Source organism: Streptomyces sp. NPDC050439 (assembly GCF_040655335.1).
Lineage (GTDB): Bacteria > Actinomycetota > Actinomycetes > Streptomycetales > Streptomycetaceae > Streptomyces.
Window position 1 is genome coordinate 360,570 of the sequence record NZ_JBFAJT010000007.1, and the last position, 19,877, is coordinate 380,446.

Consider the following 19,877-nt stretch of genomic DNA (forward strand, 5'->3'; position numbering starts at 1 on the left):
CTGGCCTGGGGGTAGTGGGGCCTGCCCCGCTCGTTGAGAGCCGGGAAGGGTGCCCGCCGATGCTGGCCGATGCTAGCGGCTTCACGACAGGACACACCGGCGCCGTCCCCGCGGGTGTCCGCGGCGACGGCGCCGGTGTGTCTGCTTGTGCGGTTGTCGTGCCCGAGCCGTCGCCCCGAGTCGGACGGCGCCAGGCGCTCTCGCGCGGCCTGGAACTAACTTTCGGCCAGGATGTGCGAGAGCTCCGTATCCAGATCGAAGTGGCGGTGTTCCGTTCCGGGCGGCACGGCCGCGTCGGTTCGCTTCAGGAACGATTCCAGGGCCCGCGCCGGGGCCTCGAGCAGAGCCTCACCCTCGGGGGAACTCAGGGCGATGCAGACGACGCCCTGACCGTGGCTCCGGGACGGCCAGACTCGGACGTCGCCGGTACCGGTGGGCCGGTGCAGGCCCTCGGCGAGGAGGTCGCGGGCGAACACCCACTCGACGGTTTCCTCGGCTCCGGTGTGGAAGGTGGCGTGCACGGCATAGGGATCGGCCGTGTCATACCGCAGTCCTGCGGGTACAGGCAGTGAGGACTCGCTCGACACAACGAGGCGCAGGTGCAGCTCGCAGCTGACCGTGGTGTTCATAAGCGCCAGGGCCTTTCGCTCAGTGTGCGCTCGGGGATTCGCACGTCGGCGAAATCGACATGCCACCTACGGTGCCGTTGTAAACCCCTCTGAGGGTTTTGGGTGTCTTTAGGTAGCTCGTACGGCGGGTTGTTCGTTCGACGGGTACAGCCATTCCAGTGACGGGTTTCCGTCCGGTAGGGTTTGGCCGTATGAATACGGGGAGTAACGAGCCGGGGGTTGCCGAAACAATCACCGGTACAAAGGACGAACAGCCGCTCGGATCGCGTGCGCCGGAGTACATCCAGGCCCGCAAGGCGCTGCACCTCAGCTGGCAGGTGGGCGTGTTCATCGTCGGCCTCGCCGTGGTTGCCGCGGGCATCGTGATGCTGCCGCTGCCGGGTCCCGGCTGGCTGGTGATCTTCGGGGGAATGGCGATCTGGGCGACCGAGTTCGTCTGGGCCCAGCTGGTGCTTCGCTGGACGAAGCGGAAGGTCACCGAGGCGGCGCAGCGTGCGCTCGACCCCAAGGTGCGCCGCCGGAACATCATCCTGACGACCGTCGGTCTGGTGATCATCGCCGTGCTCGTGGCGGTCTACGTCTGGAAGTTCGGCCTGGAGATGCCGTGGAAGATCAAGGAGTGACCTTCGGGTGACTCCATGGCGGTCGGAGGCACCCGCTGACATGCGGTAATGTTCTCCGTGCGCCCGGGGCGATTAGCTCAGTGGGAGAGCGCTTCGTTCACACCGAAGAGGTCACTGGTTCGAACCCAGTATCGCCCACCCCGGAACTGCGGCCCGGAGGCTTAAAGCCTCCGGGCCGCAGTCGTATTCTTTCGATTTCCCGTGCGGTGCAAGGAAATTGATACTCCGTCGGCTGCGGCACGGGAAAACGGAGTCAGCGCATTCTGCCGAGAACGTCACGGACCCGGCGTGCGTCGCGCAGCCGTTGTTCGTACGTCGCGCCGATCGCGAGGAGCAGAAGACCCGCGAGTGCCGGCGGCAGCCAGCGCGGCAGGGCGTCCACCACTTGGACGATGTAGGGCGCCAGTTCGTGCAGGGCGTCCAGGGCCAGGACCGTGCCGCCGAGCACCAGGGGCGCCTGCAGCCGGTGCCGGGCGCCCGCCAGCGTGACCAGCAGGGCCGCGACGCCGAGGAGCAGTGGCCGCTGCCAGTGCGGGTCGCTCCAGGCGGCGACGAGGCTCGGCAGGAGAGTCGCCGCGAGGCCGGGCCCGTACGCCGTCCAGGAGGACGTCTCGGGGGTGCGGTGGCGCCGCAGGCTGCCGATCAGGAGCGCGGGGACGGTGACCGGCAGGGTGTAGGCCTCGGGGGTCACGACGTCCCAGGCGGCGAGGCGGACCCAGGTCGCCAGGATGAACAGCACCCCGGCCGCGTAGCCGACGGGGCGGCGGTCCGTGCGGAGTGCGGTGCCGGCGGCGATGAGACCGCCGAGCGAGAGGGCCAGGGCGAGGGTCGTCGCGTGCCCCGCGGTGAGGGTGACCGCGAGCCCACCCGCGACCGCCCCTGAGATCTCGACGGGCGGGGTCAGCGGGTGACGGCCGAGCCGGGCCGCGACGAGGGCGGTGAGTGCAGGGACGGTGAGCGTCAGGAGCCCCGTGTGGTCCACGCGCAGGCCCCCGGCGGCTCCCGCGGCGCAGGCGAGCGCGGTGGCGTACGCGACGGCCGCACAGACGGCGACACCCGGCACGAGCACGGGGCGGCGGCCCGCGAGAACCGCGGCCGCCACGCAGAGCACCGTCAGGGCGGCCAGAGTGCCGAGCGTGACGGAGGTCGTGGCAAGGGCAAGGAACGCGACGCTCACCGAGGAGACGCCCGCCAGGCTCACCGCGGTAAGGGCAACCACCTTCGAACCACCCCACGACGCGACGGCAAGCAGACCCGCGGTGAGCACTGCGTAAGCCGATACGCCTGCGACGTAAGGGAGTTGAAGGGCGGACGGCAGGACGGCGAGGGCGGCCCAGCCGAGAGCGAGGGCGGCGGAGCGGGTGATGTCGGGGCGGGACAGGGGTGAGGCAGGGGGCCGCGCTGCGGTGGGCCGCCCGGCGAAGGCATCTGGGGTGGGACCGGTGGGCGGAGTGTGCGGGGGAGTGGATGGCGCGGCGGGGGTGGCAGGCGAGGCGGCCGGGGTGGCGGGTGCGGCTGGTGGCGCGCCCGGGTTCTTCGTGGTGGGGACGGACGGGTGTGTGGTGTGGGGGCTGGTCGGGTCCGTGGTGGCGGGGCTGGACGGGGCTGTCGTCGTAGGGCTGGGCGGGTACGTGGCGTTGGGGCTCGACGGGGCCGTCGTGGTGGGGCTCGAACCGTCGGGAGTGACGGGGCTGGAGGGGTGTGTGGCGTTGGCGCTGATCGGAGCCGCTGTAGTGGGGCTGGGCCGGTCGGGAGTGGCGGGGGTCGGTGGCAGTGTTTCTCGGTGCTCAGTGGGCCAGGGCAGCAAGCGCGGCGCTGCGAGCAGGACCGCTGCGACGGTGGCCAGTACGAGTGCGGCCATGGCGGGGTGTTGGACGGACAGTTCGGGCACGGGGGAGGCGTCGCCCATGTCCCGCGGCGCGCCCGTCCAGATTTTTCCGGCCCAGCCGACCGGTCCGGCGACCGCGGCCACGAGTGTGGGGAGTGTCCACAGCACCGCGAGCCCGTGCATCAGGAGGCCCGCACCGGCGACCCCCCGGAGGACCGGCCGCGGCAGCGCGGTGCGGACGACCGACAGGAGCGCGACGGCACACGCCAAGTAGGCGGGCACCGTCCATGCGGAGGGCAGTGTCTCGCGCAGTACGCCACCGGCCGCCGCCGTCACGAGCAGGCCGCCCGCGAACGCGGCACCCGTCGCCTGTGGGGCCGGCGGGATCAGCCACGCCGCCACCAGTGCGATCGACGCCGCCAGCAGAAGCAGGGTTCCCGCTCGCGCCGCGTCCGGTAGATCCGCCGCCGACCAGGAGAGGTAGCCGGCGCCCAGCGCGCCCCACGAGCCCGTGGCGCAAGCACCGACGGTCGCGACCACGCGCACGGCGGGGTCGCTCACCCGCAGCGCGACGGCGGCATCGAACGCCGCCGTCACCAGAAGCGCCGCCCCCGTCCCGTGGACCCCCGCGTCCGCCGCGAGCGCCCCGAGGAAGAGCGGGAGTTGCGCGGTCGCGACGGCCAGCGGCAAGGGCAGCCGCAGCTCGCGGAAGACAAGGCCGTACGCCGTCCACAGCGCGGCGAGCACGGCGGACGCGGCCGCCGTGAAGCCGGGGGCGTCCGTCCGCGGCAGGGCGACGGCATGGAGGGCGTACGCGTCCAGGACGGTCAGGGCGAGGCCGAGCGCGGCCACCGTCTCCGCCGTCGAACGCAGCTTCCGGCGCAGCAGCAGCGCGGGCACGCCGAGCGCCGTCAGCGTCACGGCCGCCAGGACGGCGCCGCGCCCGCCGATGCCCAGGTGCCCCCAGCTCACCAGCGTGAAGGCGATCGCCGCGATCGTCAGGAGGATGCCGCCCAGGGTGAGCAGCGCGTTCTGCACGTTCGGCGGTGTGGCCTCGGGGGCGCGGACCGGCCGCGGGGGAGCGGGCGCGGGGGCCGCGACCGTCCCGAGGGCGCCCAGGAGCCAGGCGCGGCGTTGCAGCAACTGCGTCCTGCGCGCGTCGAGATGGTGCAGCTCCAGGTCGAGGATCCTGAGCTCCTCGGCCGGGGGCGGAATGTGGGTCATGCCGGGGAGTGTGGTCCCGGACACAGCGACAGGCATCGGTGCGGATACTCAGGACGTACTCAGATCGGCGCCCGACCGGCAGACTCGGTCCATGGACTGGAGTCACTACCGCTTCCGCAGCATCTGGAACGTGCCCGCGCCACCCGCCGACGTGTTCGCGACCCTGGAGCGCGCCGAGGACTATCCGCAGTGGTGGCCCCAGGTGCGGGAGGTGACGCCGGTCGACGAGCGCAGCGGCACGGCACGTTTCCGCTCCCTGCTGCCGTACGACCTGTTCGTCACCGCCGAGGAACGGCGCCGCGACCCCGCCGCCGGGGTCCTGGAGATCGCGATGACCGGGGACCTGGAGGGCTGGGCACGCTGGACCGTCACGGCGGTGCCGGGCGGCACACGGGCGCTCTACGCACAGGAAGTGGTGGTGCGGAAACCGCTGATGCGACGCCTCGCCGTACCCGGGAGACCCGTCTTCCTCCTCAACCACGCGCTGATGATGCGTGCCGGTGAGCGCGGGTTGAGGGCACACCTCGGGCGGCGCTGAAGGTCCTCGTACAAGCGGTTTGAAGGAAACCCGCGAAGACCTGTATTGTTCAGTCCGTTCCCGGGCGATTAGCTCAGTGGGAGAGCGCTTCGTTCACACCGAAGAGGTCACTGGTTCGAACCCAGTATCGCCCACCCGGAGAATGCCGGTCCGTCGTCGACGGACCGGTTTTTTCATGCCCGCGAGCAGTTGGAGCAGTAATCGGCGGGCGTCGATCGTCAGGCCGCCGCCGGGAGTTCGGGGCGCAGCGGCCACGCGGGATCCACCGCCTCCGGCGTACCGCTGCGCGCGAACCAGGCCTGCAGCCCGCGCGCCTGCGCCGCGTGCCACACCGCCTGCAACGCGTGCAGCTCGGCCGCCGAGAGCCGTTCGAGCCGCGAGGCGAAACGCTTGCCCACCGCGCGTACGACATCCAGCGCGGCCTGCGCGTCGGCCGCCGCGTCGTGCGCCTCGTCCAGCTCCACCGCGTAGTGCGCGCACAGATCGGTCAGTGTGCGACGGCCCTTGCGGTAGCGGTCGAGCTGCTTGTCCAGGACCCGGGGATCCAGGACGCACAGGGGGGAGCCCGCCATGTAGTGGCCGAGCGACGACGCGCGGTGCCTGCGCAACTCCCGGTCCAGGATCGTCAGGTCGAAGGGTGCGTTCATGACGACGATGGGGCGGCCCGCCGCGCCCTGCTCCGCCAGCTCCCTGGCTATCTCCTCCATCACCGGCGCGGGCCAGCGGCCGTTGTGCTGCAGATGTTCCTCCGTCAGGCCGTGTATCGCGGTGGCGCTCTCGGGCACCGGAACGCCCGGGTTCACCAGCCAGCGCGTGATCCGCGGGCGGGTGCCCGCGCCTTGCTGGACGACGACGGCGGCCGACACAATGCGGTCGGTCTCGACGTCGACGCCCGTGGTCTCCGTGTCGAATGCGGCCAAGGGCCCCTCGTACCAGCACGTCATAGTGACGCAACTCCTCGATCATGTCCGGCAGATGGCTTTCCTCCCCTGCCCACCCCGGTGATACCCGGGCCGTTTGCGCTGTACGCGGCCCGGAGACAACAGAGGTACAGGGCTTGGGAATTGACCGGCCCGAAGCGGGGATTCACTGGTTCGGAAGGCTCGTTGGACATGGCGCTCGCGCAGCCCGAACAGGGTGGGCTGCTGCCCGAGCGGATCGCACCGCCGCGCGGCACACTCGCCACCACCGCCTGTATGGAGACCCTTCAGGTGGGCTATCTGCACGCCGTCGCCGCAGCGGCGGGGTGCTCGCTCTCGCAGCCCTTTCCCGACAACGGAATCGACTGGCACGTCAGCCACAGCGCCCCCGGGCACACGGTCGACGACGAAGTCACCATCAAGGTGCAGCTCAAGTGCACCTACCAGATACCGCCGAACCCCCCGGGGCCGACGTTCTCCTTCACGCTCGACAACCCCCACCTGGAGAAGCTCGCCCGCACCCCGGTCTCGGTGCACAAGATCCTGGTCGTGATGCTCGTGCCCCGGTCGCAGGACGACTGGCTGCGCGCGGGCCATGACCGGCTCGACCTGCGGCACTGCTGCTACTGGACCAACCTCGCCGGACACCAGGTGACCGGCCGGCGCAGGACCACCGTGCGCGTCCCGACCTCGCGGATCTTCGACGACAAGGCCCTCTGCGAGATCATGACGCGGGTCGGGACGGGAGGGAGACCCTGATGCACCGCCCGATCGAAGAGCCACTACGCCCCGTTCGCCCGCACCCCGTGGAACCCGCGGGCAACTGGGCCGCTCCGGCGGACCGTTTGGGTCCCCCCGATCCCGCGCAGGTCGATCCCGCCGTGCTCGGCGCGCTGCTGGGCCGGCACGGCTGGCGCCGGCGCGGGGGAGCGGCGGGGCGCTATGCCCGCTGGACCCCGCCCGGACCCGGCGGGGGCGGCACGAGTCTGCTCGTGCCGGAGAACAGGGCCTTCCCCGACTGCGAGGACCTGCTCGGCGAGGCCCTCACCGCCCTGGCGCGCAGCGCGTCGCCGTCGGCGCGTGACGTGCTCGTCGGGCTCACCGTGCCCAGTGACGAGATCCGCTGGTGGCGCGATGTCCCGGCGGGCCCGGCGGGCGCCGCGACGTGGACGGCGGAGGAACAACTGCGGGCGGCGGCACGGCAGATGCTGCTCGCGGGGGCTCTCGCGGCGCGCGGCCGTGCCGGGTACTACGGGGCGCGGCACCGTGGGCCCGCCGCCGCTTCCCTGGAGAGCGTCCTGGTCGGGCCCGCTCCCGGTGGGCGCAGGCTCACCGCGTTCGTGCCCGTCCTGGCCGGGCGGCTCCTGGCGGTACGGCTGCACCAGGCGCTGTACGCGGTCCGCGAGGCCGTCGACTACCAGCGCGCCACCGGTGGCATGGACGCCTTCGACGGCGCGGTGGAGGCGGGCGTCAGCCATGAGCTGACGGAGGCCGTCGTGGCCCTGGTGCGGGGCACGGAGGGGGCACGGGTCGCCGTGCAGTGGGCGCCGGCCGCCGGGGTGCCCGAGGGGTGCGCCGTCGATGCCGGGCCCGTCGAGTTCTCGCCCGGTGACCTGCCGGTGCTCAGGGAGGCGAGCGCCCGCTATCTGCGGGACGAGCCGGCGATGCCGGTGCGGATCACGGGGGCCGTGGTGCGGATGCGGCGGTCGGGGCCGCGGGGCGACGGGACGGTGCGGGTCCGGGTGCTCGCGGGCGCCGACGTCCCCCACGTACGCATGACGCTCGACGAGGAGTCGTACCGCATCGCGGGCCATGCCCATCTGGTGGGGCTGCCGATCCGGGTGCACGGGCGCCTGGAGAGCCGGGGCGGGTTCCGGCGGCTCACCGGGGCCTCGGGGGTGGTGCCCGTGCAGGTGGACGAGGGGGAGAAGGACCGCCTGATGAAGTCGCTCCAGGAGAATCTCGACTTCTTCGAGGAGGCGTGCAGCGGGGACTGAGGCGGGGTGGCCGAGGCCCGGGGGACAACCGTTTCGCGGTGGGCGCCCCCGGCTCGGTACGATTCGTTTCGCGTGCAGGAGCAGATCTGCCGCGACCCCCTTCAGGTAGGAGAAGACCGGTGTCAGACGTCCGTGTGATCATCCAACGCGATTCCGAGCGGGAAGAGCGCGTGGTGACGACGGGCACTACGGCCGCCGAACTCTTCTCCGGTGAGCGCACCATCGTCGCCGCCCGCGTGGCCGGTGAGCTGAAGGACCTGGCGTACGCGGTACAGGACGGCGAGGAGGTCGAGCCGGTCGAGATCTCCTCCGAGGACGGCCTGAACATCCTGCGCCACTCCACCGCGCACGTCATGGCGCAGGCCGTGCAGGAGCTCTTCCCCGAGGCCAAGCTGGGCATCGGCCCGCCGGTGCAGAACGGCTTCTACTACGACTTCGACGTCGAGAAGCCCTTCACGCCCGAGGACCTCAAGGCCATCGAGAAGAAGATGCAGGAGATCCAGAAGCGCGGCCAGCGCTTCTCGCGCCGCGTCGTCACCGACGAGGCCGCCCGCGAGGAGCTCGCCGACGAGCCGTACAAGCTGGAGCTCATCGGCATCAAGGGTTCCGCCTCCAGCGACGACGGCGCGGACGTCGAGGTGGGCGGCGGCGAGCTGACCATCTACGACAACCTCGACGCGAAGACCGGCGACCTGTGCTGGAAGGACCTCTGCCGCGGTCCCCACCTGCCCACCACCCGCAACATCCCGGCGTTCAAGCTGATGCGCAACGCCGCCGCGTACTGGCGCGGCAGCGAGAAGAACCCGATGCTCCAGCGCATCTACGGCACCGCCTGGCCCACCAAGGACGAGCTCAAGGCCCACCTGGAGTTCCTCGCCGAGGCCGAGAAGCGCGACCACCGCAAGCTCGGCAGCGAGCTGGACCTGTTCTCCGTCCCGGAGCAGATCGGCTCGGGCCTCGCGGTCTTCCACCCCAAGGGCGGCATCATCCGCCGGGTCATGGAGGACTACTCGCGGCGCCGCCACGAGGAGGAGGGGTACGAGTTCGTCTACACCCCCCACGCCACGAAGGGGAAGCTCTTCGAGACCTCGGGCCACCTGGACTGGTACGCCGACGGCATGTACCCGCCCATGCAGCTCGACGAGGGCGTGGACTACTACCTCAAGCCCATGAACTGCCCGATGCACAACCTGATCTTCGACGCGCGCGGGCGTTCCTACCGTGAACTGCCGCTGCGCCTCTTCGAGTTCGGCACGGTGTACCGGTACGAGAAATCGGGTGTCGTGCACGGTCTGACCCGTGCCCGCGGCTTCACCCAGGACGACGCGCACATCTACTGCACCAAGGAGCAGATGGCGGACGAGCTCGACACGACGCTCACCTTCGTCCTGAACCTCCTGCGCGACTACGGCCTGACCGACTTCTACCTGGAGCTGTCCACCAAGGACCCGGAGAAGTTCGTCGGCTCGGACGAGGTCTGGGAAGAGGCCACCGAGACGCTGCGCAAGGTCGCCGAGAAGCAGGGCCTCCCGCTGGTCCCGGACCCGGGCGGCGCCGCCTTCTACGGCCCGAAGATCTCCGTGCAGTGCAAGGACGCCATCGGCCGCACCTGGCAGATGTCGACCGTGCAGCTCGACTTCAACCTGCCGGAGCGCTTCAACCTGGAGTACACGGGCCCCGACGGCACCAAGCAGCGTCCGGTGATGATCCACCGCGCGCTCTTCGGTTCGATCGAGCGGTTCTTCGCGGTGCTCCTGGAGCACTACGCGGGCGCGATGCCGCCGTGGCTCGCCCCGGTCCAGGCCGTCGGCATCCCCGTCGGGGACGCGCACATCCCGTACCTGCAGGAGTTCGCGGCTGAGGCCAAGAAGAAGGGCCTGCGGGTCGAGGTGGACGCCTCGTCCGACCGCATGCAGAAGAAGATCAGGACGCAGCAGAAGCTGAAGGTCCCGTTCATGATCATCGTCGGTGACGACGACATGAACGCGGGCACGATCTCCTTCCGCTACCGCGACGGCTCGCAGGAGAACGGCATCCCGCGCGACCAGGCGCTCGCCAAGCTCCTCGACGTGGTGGAGAGCCGCGTACAGGTGTGACCTGAGTGAGAGGCCCCCGGGACGTTCAGCGTCCCGGGGGCCTCTTGTTGTCCTCGGGGTCCTCCCGCGCGAACACCTGGAGCAGCCACGACGAGAACGACCCCGTCACCGCGCCGAGCAGCGCCAGGCCGCTGAGCATCACGCCCACCGCGACCAGACGGCCCACGGGTGTCACGGGCGCCACATCGCCGTAGCCCACCGTCGAGAGCGTGGCCGCGGTCCACCACACGGCGTCCCCGAAGGTACGGATCGTCGCGCCCTGAGCCGTGTGCTCGTGCTGGTAGACGGCGAGCGCCCCGGTGAAGCCGAGGAGCAGCGCCGAGAGACCGGCGTACGCGACCACGCGCGCGTGCAGCGCGAGGCGCGGCCGCCCACGCCTGCGCTGCACGACCTCGTAGACGTGCACGACGCGCAGTGGCCGCAGCAGGGGCAGCACGAGGACCAGGGTGTCCAGCCAGTGCGTGCGCATGAAGCGGGGCCCCTGACCGCTCAGCCGCCACCGCATCGCGTAGTCCACGGCGAACGCGGCCCATGCGGCGAACAGCACCGTGAGGCAGACACCGCGCCATGCCTGGGGCAGCCCGGAGGCCAGGACGAGGACCGCGTACGCGGTCAGGTAGAGCAGCGAGGCCACGCCGAGCGGCGCCTCCGTGCGGTTCTCCCAGCGTGCCTGACGGCTGTCATCGCTCATCGGTCCAGCTTCGCGGTGCCGGGCCCGGCGGGCGCCCCGCCGACACGCTTCGATCGGAGCAAGTCATATGCTGCACTGCATGACGAGTGAGCCGGAGCAGCAGATCGGAGTGGGGACGCAGGACGCGTTCCAGCGCCTGTGGACGCCCCACCGGATGGCGTACATCCAGGGCGAGAACAAGCCGAGCGGTCCGGGCGCCGACGACGGTTGTCCCTTCTGCTCCATCCCGGCGAAATCCGACGAGGACGGCCTGGTGATCGCCCGGGGCGAGCACGTGTACGCGGTGCTCAACCTCTACCCGTACAACGGCGGCCACTTGATGGTCGTGCCCTACCGCCATGTCGCCGACTACACGGAGCTGACCGCTCCGGAGACGGCCGAGCTCGCCGGGCTCACCAAGCAGGCCATGACCGCGCTGCGCACCGCCTCAGGCGCGCACGGCTTCAACATCGGCATGAACCAGGGCACCGTGGCGGGCGCCGGCATCGCCGCGCACCTGCATCAGCACATCGTGCCGCGCTGGGGCGGGGACACGAACTTCATGCCGGTCGTCGGCCACACGAAGATCCTGCCCCAGCTGCTCGCGGACACCCGCAAGATGCTGGCCGACGCCTGGCCCGCCGCCCTCTGAAGCGCCTCACGCGTCGTACACGTCCGCCTTCCTCGGCATCGGGTCCTGGACCGCGCCGCTGAGGAAGCCGGAGCGGGTGCCGAACTTCTCCGTGTTCACGCCGTTCTCCTCCAGCACCCTGATGGCCGCCGAGTGCACGACGCGGAGCACCGGGGTGGCCGCGCGCAGCGCGTCGTCGGCCATGAAGCGATGCCGCCACGGCTTGTCCGCCCAGGCGTGCCGCAGGCCGAACGGCTCGGGAAGCACCAGCTTGCCGCCGAGGTGGTCCAGGACCGGCGGATACCACGTGAAGGGCGCCCGCACCGCGAGGCGCACGACTTCGTCGGCGTCGACAAGCGGCAGCTTGCGCTGGGTGGTCTCCCAGAACTTGATGGGCTTGGCGACCGTCTTGACCTTGGGGTCGGGCTTGCTGGTGAACAGCGAGTGGACCGGGCCGAGCGCGTGGCCGGTGACCTCGATGCGCAGGGTCTCGTGCAGGACGGTCACCGTGATCAGCATCGTGATGACCAACTGGCCGTCCCAGAGCGTGAACTGGACGCCGAGATAGTGGCGGTTGCCGCTGCCGAACTGCTGCTCGTTGCAGATCCGCTGTATCTCGTGGCCGCGGACCTGATAGGCCTCGACCTCCGTGCCGCCGGGGCGGGCGACCGCCTTGGCGTTCTCCCCGATGGGGGAGACGATCCAGTGCTTTATCGAGGGGGTCGGGAAGCCGCCGGTGTGCAGCGGGCCGCGTTCGAGCAGCCGCAGCTGGTCGTGCACCGACCGTATGACGTCCCAGCTGCGGAACGGGTGGATCTCCGTGCCCTCCTTGGCGGAGACCAGCTCCTCGGCCAGCTGCCAGCTGCCCCAGCGCGTGCCCATGCCCAGTATTCCCTTGGGCCCGGCGTAGAAGACCGAGTTGCTCTGCTGCTCCGCCGAGAGACGCGCGAGGCCCTGCCGGAGCTGCTCGGCGGCCGTCTCGCCCGGGCTGCCCGGCACCGCCTCGGGGATCTTGGCGCCGATGCCGCCGCCGGAGAGCAGGCTGCCCCAGCGCTCGCGCAGGTCCCGCGCGGTGCGCTCGGCGATCAGCTTGGCCCAGAACCAGCCCGCCACGGGGACGACGATCGCCGCGCGGATGTACCAGCCGAGGAGGCCGCCGATCGGCAGCTTGATGAGAAAGATCACGGCGAGGACGCCCACGGCGACCAGGACGGCCGTCGCGATGGCGCTCGCCCGCTTGTTGTCCCGCTTGACGACCGCCTGCTTGATCGAGAAGAGCAGCAGCCAGAGGAGCAGCCCCGGCAGGAACAGCAGCCCGCACAGCACCATCACCACCGTGAGCCAGCGGTCGCGCTCCTTGCGGATGTTGTTCGCCGCGAGGCAGTGCTCGACGATCGACTGCGGCTCCATGCCGAAGGACTGGATGAGCGGCTTACGGGCGCCGCCCAACATCCTGACCTGCACGGCCCGTGCGAACGCCTCACCCAGATTCGGTGCGAAGAGCGACCAAAGCCCTTCCTTCACCTCGGACTTGTGCCATTCGTTGTTGGCGTCGAGGATCTTCGACACCTTGTCGTCGCGGTACGCGGCCGACGCGAGGGCGTGGGTCGCCGCCGTCTGTCCTGCGGCCCCGGACAGCGGGACCTGGGCCCCGGGCCTGAAGTCGAATACGTCGTCCGCCACTGCCGCCCCCATCGCCGCCAACCTTGCTGCTGCGGCTCTTCCCGACTTCCTTGCCCGGCACACCTGTTGATCAGGTCATCAGCGTATCCGGGCGCGCCGACATCCGGCAGGGCGCATCCGTGCGCCCTGCCGGACGTCCGCAACTAGGAGACGTCCTGGGCCTGTTCACGAATCCTCTCGGAGAGCTGGGGCGGCATCGGCTCGTGGCGTGCGTACGCGCGGCTGAAGCGGGCCGTGCCCTGCGAGAGGGACCTCAGGTCCACGGCGTAGCGCCCGATCTCGATCTCCGGCACCTCGGCCCGCACGAGCGTGCGCCCGCCGGGCGCCTGCTCCGTGCCGACCACCCGGCCGCGGCGCCCCGAGAAGTCGCTCATCACCGACCCCACGTGATCGTCGCCGACCAGGACCCGCACCTCCGCCACCGGCTCCAGGAGGTGGATCTTCGCGTCGGCCGCGGCCTCGCGCAGGGCGAGCGCGCCCGCCGTCTGGAACGCGGCGTCCGAGGAGTCCACCGAGTGCGCCTTGCCGTCGAGCAGCGTGATCCGTACGTCGATGAGGGGATATCCGGCGGCCACACCCTTCGCGGCCTGCGCGCGCACGCCCTTCTCGACGGACGGGATGAACTGCCGGGGCACGGCGCCGCCCACGACCCTGTCGACGAACTCGATGCCGCTGCCGCCCGGCAGCGGCTCGACCTCGATCTCACAGATCGCGTACTGGCCGTGGCCGCCGGACTGCTTCACATGACGGCCCCGCCCCGCCGACCTGCCCGCGAACGTCTCCCGTAGGGAGACCTTGTGGGTCACGACGTCGACCTGCACGCCGTACCGGCTGCGCAGCCGCTCCAGGGCGACGTCCGCGTGCGCCTCGCCCAGGCACCACAGGACCACCTGGTGGGTGTCCTGGTTCTGCTCCAGGCGCATCGTCGGGTCCTCGGCGACCAGGCGCGAGAGCCCTTGGGAGAGCTTGTCCTCGTCCGCCTTGCTGTGCGCCTGGATGGCGAGCGGCAGGAGCGGGTCGGGCATGTCCCAGGGCTCCATCAGGAGCGGATCGTCCTTGGCCGAGAGGGTGTCGCCCGTCTCGGCGCGGTTCAGCTTGGCGACACAGGCCAGATCTCCCGCGATACAGCTGCTGAGCGTGCGCTGCTGCTTGCCGAAGGGGGAGGAGAGCGCGCCGACGCGCTCGTCGACGTCGTGGTCCTCGTGGCCGCGGTCGGCCAGGCCGTGCCCGGAGACGTGCACGGTCACGTCGGGACGCAGGGTGCCGGAGAAGACGCGTACGAGCGAGACGCGCCCCACGTAGGGATCGGACGCCGTCTTCACCACCTCGGCGACCAGCGGTCCCGCGGGGTCGCAGGTGAGCGCGGGCCGCGCCTTGCCGCCGGGGGTGGTGACGGCCGGCGCCGGGTGCTCCAGGGGGGTGGGGAAGCCGCCCGTGATCAGCTCCAGGAGCTCCACCGTGCCGATGCCCTGCCGGGCGCCCTCGGCGGCGGGGGCCGCCGCGAGGACGGGGTGGAAGATGCCGCGCGCCACGGCCCGCTCCAGGTCGTCCACGAGGGTCTTGAAGTCGAGGTCCTCGCCGCTGAGATAGCGGTCCATGAGGGACTCGTCCTCGCTCTCGGCGATGATCCCCTCGATCAGTTTGTTGCGTGCGTCCTCGATGAGCGGGAGCTGCTCGTCGCCCGGCTCGGTCTCCTTGCGTTCACCGGACGCGTAGTCGAAGACCCGCTGCGAGAGCAGCCCGATCAGACCGGTCACCGGAGCGTGCCCGTCGGGCCCCTTGGCGCCGTGCAACGGCAGATACAGCGGCAGCACGGCATCGGGGTCGTCGGCCCCGAAGGCCTCGGCGCAGGTCCGCGTCATCTCGCCGAAGTCGGCGCGGGCCGCCTCCAGGTGCGTCACCACGATGGCCCGCGGCATGCCGACCGCCGCGCACTCCTCCCACACCATGCGGGTCGCGCCGTCCACGCCGTCGGCCGCCGAAACGACGAAAAGGGCCGCGTCCGCGGCGCGCAGACCGGCCCGTAACTCGCCGACGAAATCGGCGTACCCGGGGGTGTCCAGGAGATTGATCTTGTAGCCGCCCCATTCGACGGGGACCAGGGACAGCTGTACGGAGCGCTGTTGCCGGTGCTCGATGTCGTCGTAGTCCGAGACGGCGGTGCCGTCCTCCACACGGCCCGCGCGGTTCACCGCCCCCGCGGTCAGCGCGAGGGCCTCCACCAGAGTCGTCTTGCCCGATCCGCTGTGGCCGACCAGCACCACATTCCGTACGGACGCGGGGTGGTCGGCCGCCGTAGCCCTGCCGGCGGCTCCGGGGTGTGCGTTCGCCTTGTCGCCCATGCCTTGGCCTCCCGGTCACGTGCGCGATGAGGAGGCACAGCCCCCTCGGGGATGCTGGCTGATCGCGGACACGCGGGGCCGTGTGCGGGTCGGCTCCGGCGACGCCCGCGGTGCTTTCGAGCTTTCCACTCGGGTCACTGTGCGTCCATACGTCGTACGCGATCGTGAGGGGGCGAGCCGGTCTGTCAACGGCGTGACTACGATGGGCCAGCCGGTGGCCAACAGGGCCGCGCGGCTCACCGACCCCTCGGGAAGGCCATGCTGAACAAGTACGCGCGTGCATTCTTCACGCGTGTTCTCACACCGTTCGCCGCGTTTCTCATCCGTCGCGGCGTGAGCCCCGACGCGGTCACGTTCATCGGCACGGCCGGTGTGGTGGCGGGTGCGCTGGTCTTCTTCCCCCGCGGCGAGTTCTTCTGGGGCACGATCGTCATCACGCTCTTCGTGTTCTCCGACCTCGTCGACGGGAACATGGCGCGGCAGCTGGGACGCTCAAGCCGCTGGGGAGCCTTCCTGGACTCGACGCTCGACCGGGTCGCCGACAGCGCGATCTTCGGTGGCCTCGCGCTCTGGTACGCGGGCTCGGGGAACAACGACATCCTGTGCGCCGTCTCCATCTTCTGCCTGGCCAGCGGCCAGGTGGTCTCGTACACGAAGGCGCGCGGCGAGGCGATCGGCCTGCCCGTCGCGGTCAACGGTCTGGTGGAGCGCGCCGAGCGCCTGGTGATCTCGCTGGTCGCCGCGGGTCTCGCGGGGCTGCACAAGTTCGGGGTCCCCGGCATCGACGTCCTGCTGCCCATCGCCCTGTGGATCGTCGCCGTCGGCAGTCTCGTCACGCTCGTCCAGCGCGTCGTGACCGTGCGCAGGGAGTCCGCGGAGGCGGACGCGGCCACGCAGGCGCAGGGCAGTGAGGCCACGTCGTGAAGGACCGACTGACCGACGGGCTCTACGGAGCCGCCTGGAGCTCGGTCAAGAAGCTCCCGGAACCGGTGGCGGTGCGCCTTGGCCGGACCATCGCCGACGCCGTGTGGAAGCGCCGCGGCAAGGGCGTCCTGCGCCTTGAGGCGAACTACGCGCGCGTGGTGCCCGACGCGAGCCCGGAGCGCCTGCGCGAGCTGTCCAGGGCGGGCATGCGCTCGTACCTGCGCTACTGGATGGAGTCGTTCCGGCTGCCCTCGTGGAGCCGGGAGCGCATCGGGGCGGGCGTCGAGATCAAGGACCTCCACTACCTGACGGACGGCCTGGCCTCCGGCAAGGGCGTCATTCTGGCCCTTCCGCACCTGGGCAACTGGGACCTGGCGGGCGCGTGGGTCACCACCAATCTTCAGACGCCCTTCACGACGGTCGCCGAGCGCCTCAAGCCCGAGACGCTGTACGACCGCTTCGTCGCCTACCGCGAGGGCCTGGGCATGGAGGTCCTGCCGCACGAGGGCGGCTCCGCCTTCGGCACCCTGGCGCGCCGGCTGCGCGCGGGCGGCCTGGTCTGCCTCGTCGCGGACCGGGACCTCTCGGCCTCCGGTGTCGAGGTCAAGTTCTTCGGGGACACCGCGCGGATGCCCGCGGGGCCCGCGATGCTCGCGCAGCAGACGGGGGCGCTGTTGCTGCCCGTCACCCTCTGGTTTGACGAGACGCCCGTCATGAAGGGGCGTGTTCACGCCCCCATCGATGTCCCCGAGACAGGTACCCGTACGGAGAAGACGTCTGTCATGACGCAGGCGCTGGCAGACGCCTTCGCCACGGGTATCGCCGACCATCCGGAGGACTGGCACATGCTGCAGCGTTTGTGGCTCGCTGATCTCGACCCCGCCAAGGGTCCCGCCGACGACTCCGCGCACCCCGGCGAGGGGACCGCCCCGTGAGGATCGGCATCGTCTGCCCTTATTCGTGGGACGTGCCGGGCGGCGTCCAGTTCCACATCCGTGACCTCGCGGAGCACCTGATCCGCTTGGGGCACGAGGTGTCCGTCCTGGCCCCCGCGGACGACGAGACCCCCCTCCCGCCGTACGTCGTCTCGGCGGGCCGCGCCGTTCCCGTGCCGTACAACGGCTCGGTGGCCCGGCTCAACTTCGGGTTCCTGTCGGCCGCGCGGGTGCGCCGCTGGCTGCACGACGGCACGTTCGACGTCATCCATATCCACGAGCCGACCTCGCCGTCCCTCGGTCTGCTCACGTGCTGGGCGGCGCAGGGCCCGATCGTCGCGACGTTCCACACGTCCAACCCGCGCTCCCGCGCCATGATCGCGGCCTACCCGATCCTGCAGCCCGCCCTGGAGAAGATCAGTGCGCGCATCGCGGTGAGCGAGTACGCGCGCCGCACGCTGGTCGAGCACCTGGGCGGCGACGCGGTCGTCATCCCGAACGGCGTCGACGTCGACTTCTTCGCCAAGGTCGAGCCCAAGGCGGAGTGGCAGGGCGGGACCATCGGCTTCATCGGCCGCATCGACGAGCCGCGCAAGGGCCTGCCGGTGCTGATGAAGGCCCTGCCGAAGATCCTCGCCGAGCGCCCCGACACCCGGCTGCTCGTCGCGGGCCGCGGCGACGAGCACGAGGCCGTCTCCTCGCTGCCCGTCGAGATGCGCGAGCGCGTGGAGTTCCTCGGCATGGTCAGCGACGAGGACAAGGCGCGCCTGCTGGCCAGCGTCGACGTGTACGTCGCTCCCAACACCGGCGGCGAGAGCTTCGGGATCATTCTCGTCGAGGCGCTGTCGGCGGGCGCACCCGTGCTCGCCAGCGATCTGGACGCCTTCGCGCAGGTCCTCGACCAGGGCGCGGCGGGCGACCTGTTCACCAACGAGGACGCGGACTCGCTGGCCGAGGGGGCGCTGCGGCTCCTGAACGACCCCGGGCGGCGCGACGAGCTGCGCGAGCGCGGCAGCAAGCACGTGCGCCGCTTCGACTGGTCGACGGTGGGCGCCGACATCCTCTCGGTGTACGAGACGGTCGCCGACGGGGCCGCCGCGGTGGCCGCCGACGAACGCACCGGTCTGCGGGCGCGGTTCGGCCTCGCACGGGACTGACCGCGGCCGGTCCCGGGAGCCCGGCGGTCATGGGGGCGGGCCGCCTGGACTAGCCTCGGGCCGGTGACCTCGACACTGATCTGGATCGCGGTAGCCCTCTTCGCGATCGGCCTCTATCTGAGCTGGACCGCGGGCCGCCTCGACCGGCTGCACGCACGCATCGACGCGGCCCGCGCCGCCCTCGACGCCCAGTTGCTGCGCCGCGCGTCGGTCGCCCAGGAGCTGGCCACCTCGGGGGTGCTCGACCCGGCGGCCTCCATCGTGCTCTACGAGGCGGCGCACGCGGCCCGGCAGGCCGAGGAGGAGCACCGTGAGGTCGCCGAGAGCGAGCTCAGCCAGGCGCTGCGCGCGATCTTCGGCGAGGCGCAGCAGGTCGAGGCGGTGCGCGAGGCTCCCGGCGGCGACGAGGCGGCGTCCGAGCTGGCCGCGGCCGTACGCAGGGTGCCGATGGCCCGCCGCTTCCACAACGACGCCGTACGCGCGGCCCGTGCCCTGCGCAGGCACCGCAAGGTCCGCTGGTTCCGCCTCGCGGGGCACGCGCCGTTCCCCATGGCCTTCGAGATGGACGACGAACCGCCGGTCGCGCTGGCCGACCGCGCGACGACCCAGAATCCCTGACGGAACAGTCCACCGGGCGAGCCGCTGACCAGGGGCGTCCGGGAAAAATGAGCCACCGGTCGTCCATTGGCCCTTGCTGTGGACTGGTGGCCGGGAGTTTCCTCGTAGACGCAGTAACCCGTCTTCAGCGAGCGAGGTCAACTCCGTGTCCAGCACCCTGCCCAGCAGCAACCAGTCGCCCGAGACCGGCACCGCGCGCGTCAAGCGCGGCATGGCCGAGCAGCTCAAGGGCGGCGTCATCATGGACGTCGTCAACGCCGAGCAGGCGAAGATCGCCGAGGACGCCGGCGCAGTGGCCGTCATGGCGCTGGAGCGGGTCCCCGCCGACATCCGCAAGGACGGCGGCGTCGCCCGGATGTCCGACCCGAACATGATCGAAGAGATCATCGAGGCCGTCTCCATCCCGGTCATGGCCAAGTCCCGCATCGGCCACTTCGTCGAGGCCCAGGTCCTGCAGTCCCTCGGCGTCGACTACATCGACGAGTCCGAGGTCCTGACCCCGGCCGACGAGGTCAACCACAGCGACAAGTTCGCCTTCACGACCCCCTTCGTGTGTGGCGCCACCAACCTTGGCGAGGCCCTGCGCCGCATCGCCGAGGGCGCGGCCATGATCCGCTCCAAGGGCGAGGCCGGCACCGGCAACGTCGTCGAGGCCGTGCGCCACCTGCGCCAGATCAAGAACGAGATCGCCAGGCTGCGCGGCTTCGACAACAACGAGCTGTACGCCGCCGCCAAGGACCTGCGCGCCCCGTACGAGCTGGTCAAGGAGGTCTCCGAGCTGGGCAAGCTGCCGGTGGTCCTCTTCTCGGCCGGTGGCGTCGCCACCCCCGCCGACGCAGCCCTGATGCGCCAGCTCGGTGCCGAGGGCGTCTTCGTCGGCTCCGGCATCTTCAAGTCGGGCGACCCGGCCGCGCGCGCAGCCGCCATCGTGAAGGCCACCACCTTCTACGACGACCCCAAGATCATCGCGGACGCGTCCCGCAACCTCGGCGAGGCCATGGTCGGCATCAACTGCGACACCCTCCCCGAGGCCGAGCGCTACGCGAACCGCGGCTGGTAGGG

At 71.1% G+C, this 19,877-nt stretch carries 17 protein-coding genes and 2 tRNA genes; 13 read left to right on the top strand and 6 right to left on the bottom strand.

Going from position 1 to position 19,877, the window contains the following annotated elements; translation table 11 throughout:
- Positions 1 to 215 precede the first annotated feature (215 nt).
- A complete protein-coding gene (locus AB0I66_RS29490; RefSeq protein ID WP_003959770.1) occupies positions 216 to 629 on the bottom strand; it encodes an SsgA family sporulation/cell division regulator in 414 nt (137 codons plus the stop codon).
- Between the two features lie 191 nt (positions 630 to 820).
- Between AB0I66_RS29490 and AB0I66_RS29495 the strand changes: the two genes are divergently transcribed.
- Together AB0I66_RS29495 and AB0I66_RS29500 are read left to right on the top strand one after the other, a co-directional pair.
- Positions 821 to 1,252 carry a TIGR02611 family protein gene (locus tag AB0I66_RS29495; RefSeq protein ID WP_363210973.1) on the top strand — a complete coding sequence of 144 codons (432 nt, stop codon included), beginning with the start codon at positions 821 to 823 and terminating at the stop codon, positions 1,250 to 1,252.
- Between the two features lie 66 nt (positions 1,253 to 1,318).
- Positions 1,319 to 1,390, top strand: a tRNA-Val gene (locus AB0I66_RS29500).
- Between the two features lie 115 nt (positions 1,391 to 1,505).
- On the opposite strand, the gene AB0I66_RS29505 is transcribed toward AB0I66_RS29500, so the two are convergent.
- On the bottom strand, positions 1,506 to 4,304 hold the full coding sequence (locus AB0I66_RS29505) for a hypothetical protein (protein WP_363210974.1): 2,799 nt from the start codon (positions 4,302 to 4,304) through the stop codon (positions 1,506 to 1,508).
- A 91-nt stretch (positions 4,305 to 4,395) separates the two neighbouring features.
- Between AB0I66_RS29505 and AB0I66_RS29510 the strand changes: the two genes are divergently transcribed.
- Both AB0I66_RS29510 and AB0I66_RS29515 read left to right on the top strand, forming a co-directional pair.
- Complete coding sequence (locus tag AB0I66_RS29510) at positions 4,396 to 4,842, top strand: SRPBCC family protein (protein ID WP_363210975.1); 447 nt, start codon at positions 4,396 to 4,398, stop codon at positions 4,840 to 4,842.
- 62 nt (positions 4,843 to 4,904) lie between these two features.
- Positions 4,905 to 4,976, top strand: a tRNA-Val gene (locus tag AB0I66_RS29515).
- Positions 4,977 to 5,060: 84 nt separating this feature from the next.
- Here the strand turns inward: AB0I66_RS29515 and AB0I66_RS29520 are convergent.
- Positions 5,061 to 5,786 (bottom strand): 3'-5' exonuclease, encoded by a 726-nt coding sequence (locus tag AB0I66_RS29520; RefSeq protein WP_363210976.1) that lies wholly within the window; start codon positions 5,784 to 5,786, stop codon positions 5,061 to 5,063.
- A 168-nt stretch (positions 5,787 to 5,954) separates the two neighbouring features.
- Between AB0I66_RS29520 and AB0I66_RS29525 the strand changes: the two genes are divergently transcribed.
- The 3 genes from AB0I66_RS29525 to thrS all read left to right on the top strand — a co-directional run bounded on the left by AB0I66_RS29525 (position 5,955) and on the right by thrS (position 9,855).
- On the top strand, positions 5,955 to 6,521 hold the full coding sequence (locus AB0I66_RS29525; protein ID WP_363210977.1) for a DUF4365 domain-containing protein: 567 nt from the start codon (positions 5,955 to 5,957) through the stop codon (positions 6,519 to 6,521).
- Positions 6,518 to 7,759, top strand: a complete 1,242-nt coding sequence (locus AB0I66_RS29530) for a hypothetical protein (protein WP_363211154.1) — start codon at positions 6,518 to 6,520, stop codon at positions 7,757 to 7,759. Before AB0I66_RS29525 ends, AB0I66_RS29530 begins: the two co-directional genes overlap by 4 nt.
- A gap of 119 nt (positions 7,760 to 7,878) precedes the next feature.
- Positions 7,879 to 9,855, top strand: coding sequence for a threonine--tRNA ligase (gene thrS, locus AB0I66_RS29535; protein ID WP_363210978.1), 1,977 nt, complete (start codon positions 7,879 to 7,881; stop codon positions 9,853 to 9,855).
- A 25-nt stretch (positions 9,856 to 9,880) separates the two neighbouring features.
- Here thrS and AB0I66_RS29540 read toward each other — a convergent pair whose 3' ends face one another.
- Complete coding sequence (locus AB0I66_RS29540; RefSeq protein ID WP_363210979.1) at positions 9,881 to 10,546, bottom strand: potassium channel family protein; 666 nt, start codon at positions 10,544 to 10,546, stop codon at positions 9,881 to 9,883.
- A gap of 67 nt (positions 10,547 to 10,613) precedes the next feature.
- Here AB0I66_RS29540 and AB0I66_RS29545 point away from each other — a divergent pair, with 67 nt between their 5' ends.
- The gene (locus AB0I66_RS29545) at positions 10,614 to 11,177 is read left to right on the top strand and encodes an HIT domain-containing protein (protein WP_363210980.1); all 564 of its coding nucleotides are present in this window, start codon (positions 10,614 to 10,616) and stop codon (positions 11,175 to 11,177) included.
- A 6-nt stretch (positions 11,178 to 11,183) separates the two neighbouring features.
- Here the strand turns inward: AB0I66_RS29545 and AB0I66_RS29550 are convergent, their stop codons facing one another.
- Both AB0I66_RS29550 and AB0I66_RS29555 read right to left on the bottom strand, forming a co-directional pair.
- Complete coding sequence (locus AB0I66_RS29550; protein ID WP_363210981.1) at positions 11,184 to 12,851, bottom strand: hypothetical protein; 1,668 nt, start codon at positions 12,849 to 12,851, stop codon at positions 11,184 to 11,186.
- A gap of 131 nt (positions 12,852 to 12,982) precedes the next feature.
- Positions 12,983 to 15,181 carry an elongation factor G-like protein EF-G2 gene (locus AB0I66_RS29555; RefSeq protein ID WP_363210982.1) on the bottom strand — a complete coding sequence of 733 codons (2,199 nt, stop codon included), beginning with the start codon at positions 15,179 to 15,181 and terminating at the stop codon, positions 12,983 to 12,985.
- Positions 15,182 to 15,439: 258 nt separating this feature from the next.
- Between AB0I66_RS29555 and pgsA the strand changes: the two genes are divergently transcribed.
- The 5 genes from pgsA to pdxS all read left to right on the top strand — a co-directional run bounded on the left by pgsA (position 15,440) and on the right by pdxS (position 19,875).
- Positions 15,440 to 16,105, top strand: coding sequence for a phosphatidylinositol phosphate synthase (gene pgsA / locus AB0I66_RS29560; protein ID WP_363210983.1), 666 nt, complete (start codon positions 15,440 to 15,442; stop codon positions 16,103 to 16,105).
- Positions 16,102 to 17,040 (top strand): phosphatidylinositol mannoside acyltransferase, encoded by a 939-nt coding sequence (locus AB0I66_RS29565; RefSeq protein WP_363210984.1) that lies wholly within the window; start codon positions 16,102 to 16,104, stop codon positions 17,038 to 17,040. The genes pgsA and AB0I66_RS29565 overlap by 4 nt, the downstream gene beginning before the upstream one ends.
- A complete protein-coding gene (locus AB0I66_RS29570; RefSeq protein WP_363210985.1) occupies positions 17,037 to 18,197 on the top strand; it encodes a glycosyltransferase family 4 protein in 1,161 nt (386 codons plus the stop codon). Before AB0I66_RS29565 ends, AB0I66_RS29570 begins: the two co-directional genes overlap by 4 nt.
- A 63-nt stretch (positions 18,198 to 18,260) precedes the next feature.
- On the top strand, positions 18,261 to 18,815 hold the full coding sequence (locus tag AB0I66_RS29575; RefSeq protein ID WP_363210986.1) for a hypothetical protein: 555 nt from the start codon (positions 18,261 to 18,263) through the stop codon (positions 18,813 to 18,815).
- 145 nt (positions 18,816 to 18,960) lie between these two features.
- Positions 18,961 to 19,875: a pyridoxal 5'-phosphate synthase lyase subunit PdxS gene (gene pdxS / locus AB0I66_RS29580; protein WP_363210987.1), complete on the top strand. Its 915-nt coding sequence runs from the start codon at positions 18,961 to 18,963 to the stop codon at positions 19,873 to 19,875.
- Positions 19,876 to 19,877 lie beyond the last annotated feature (2 nt).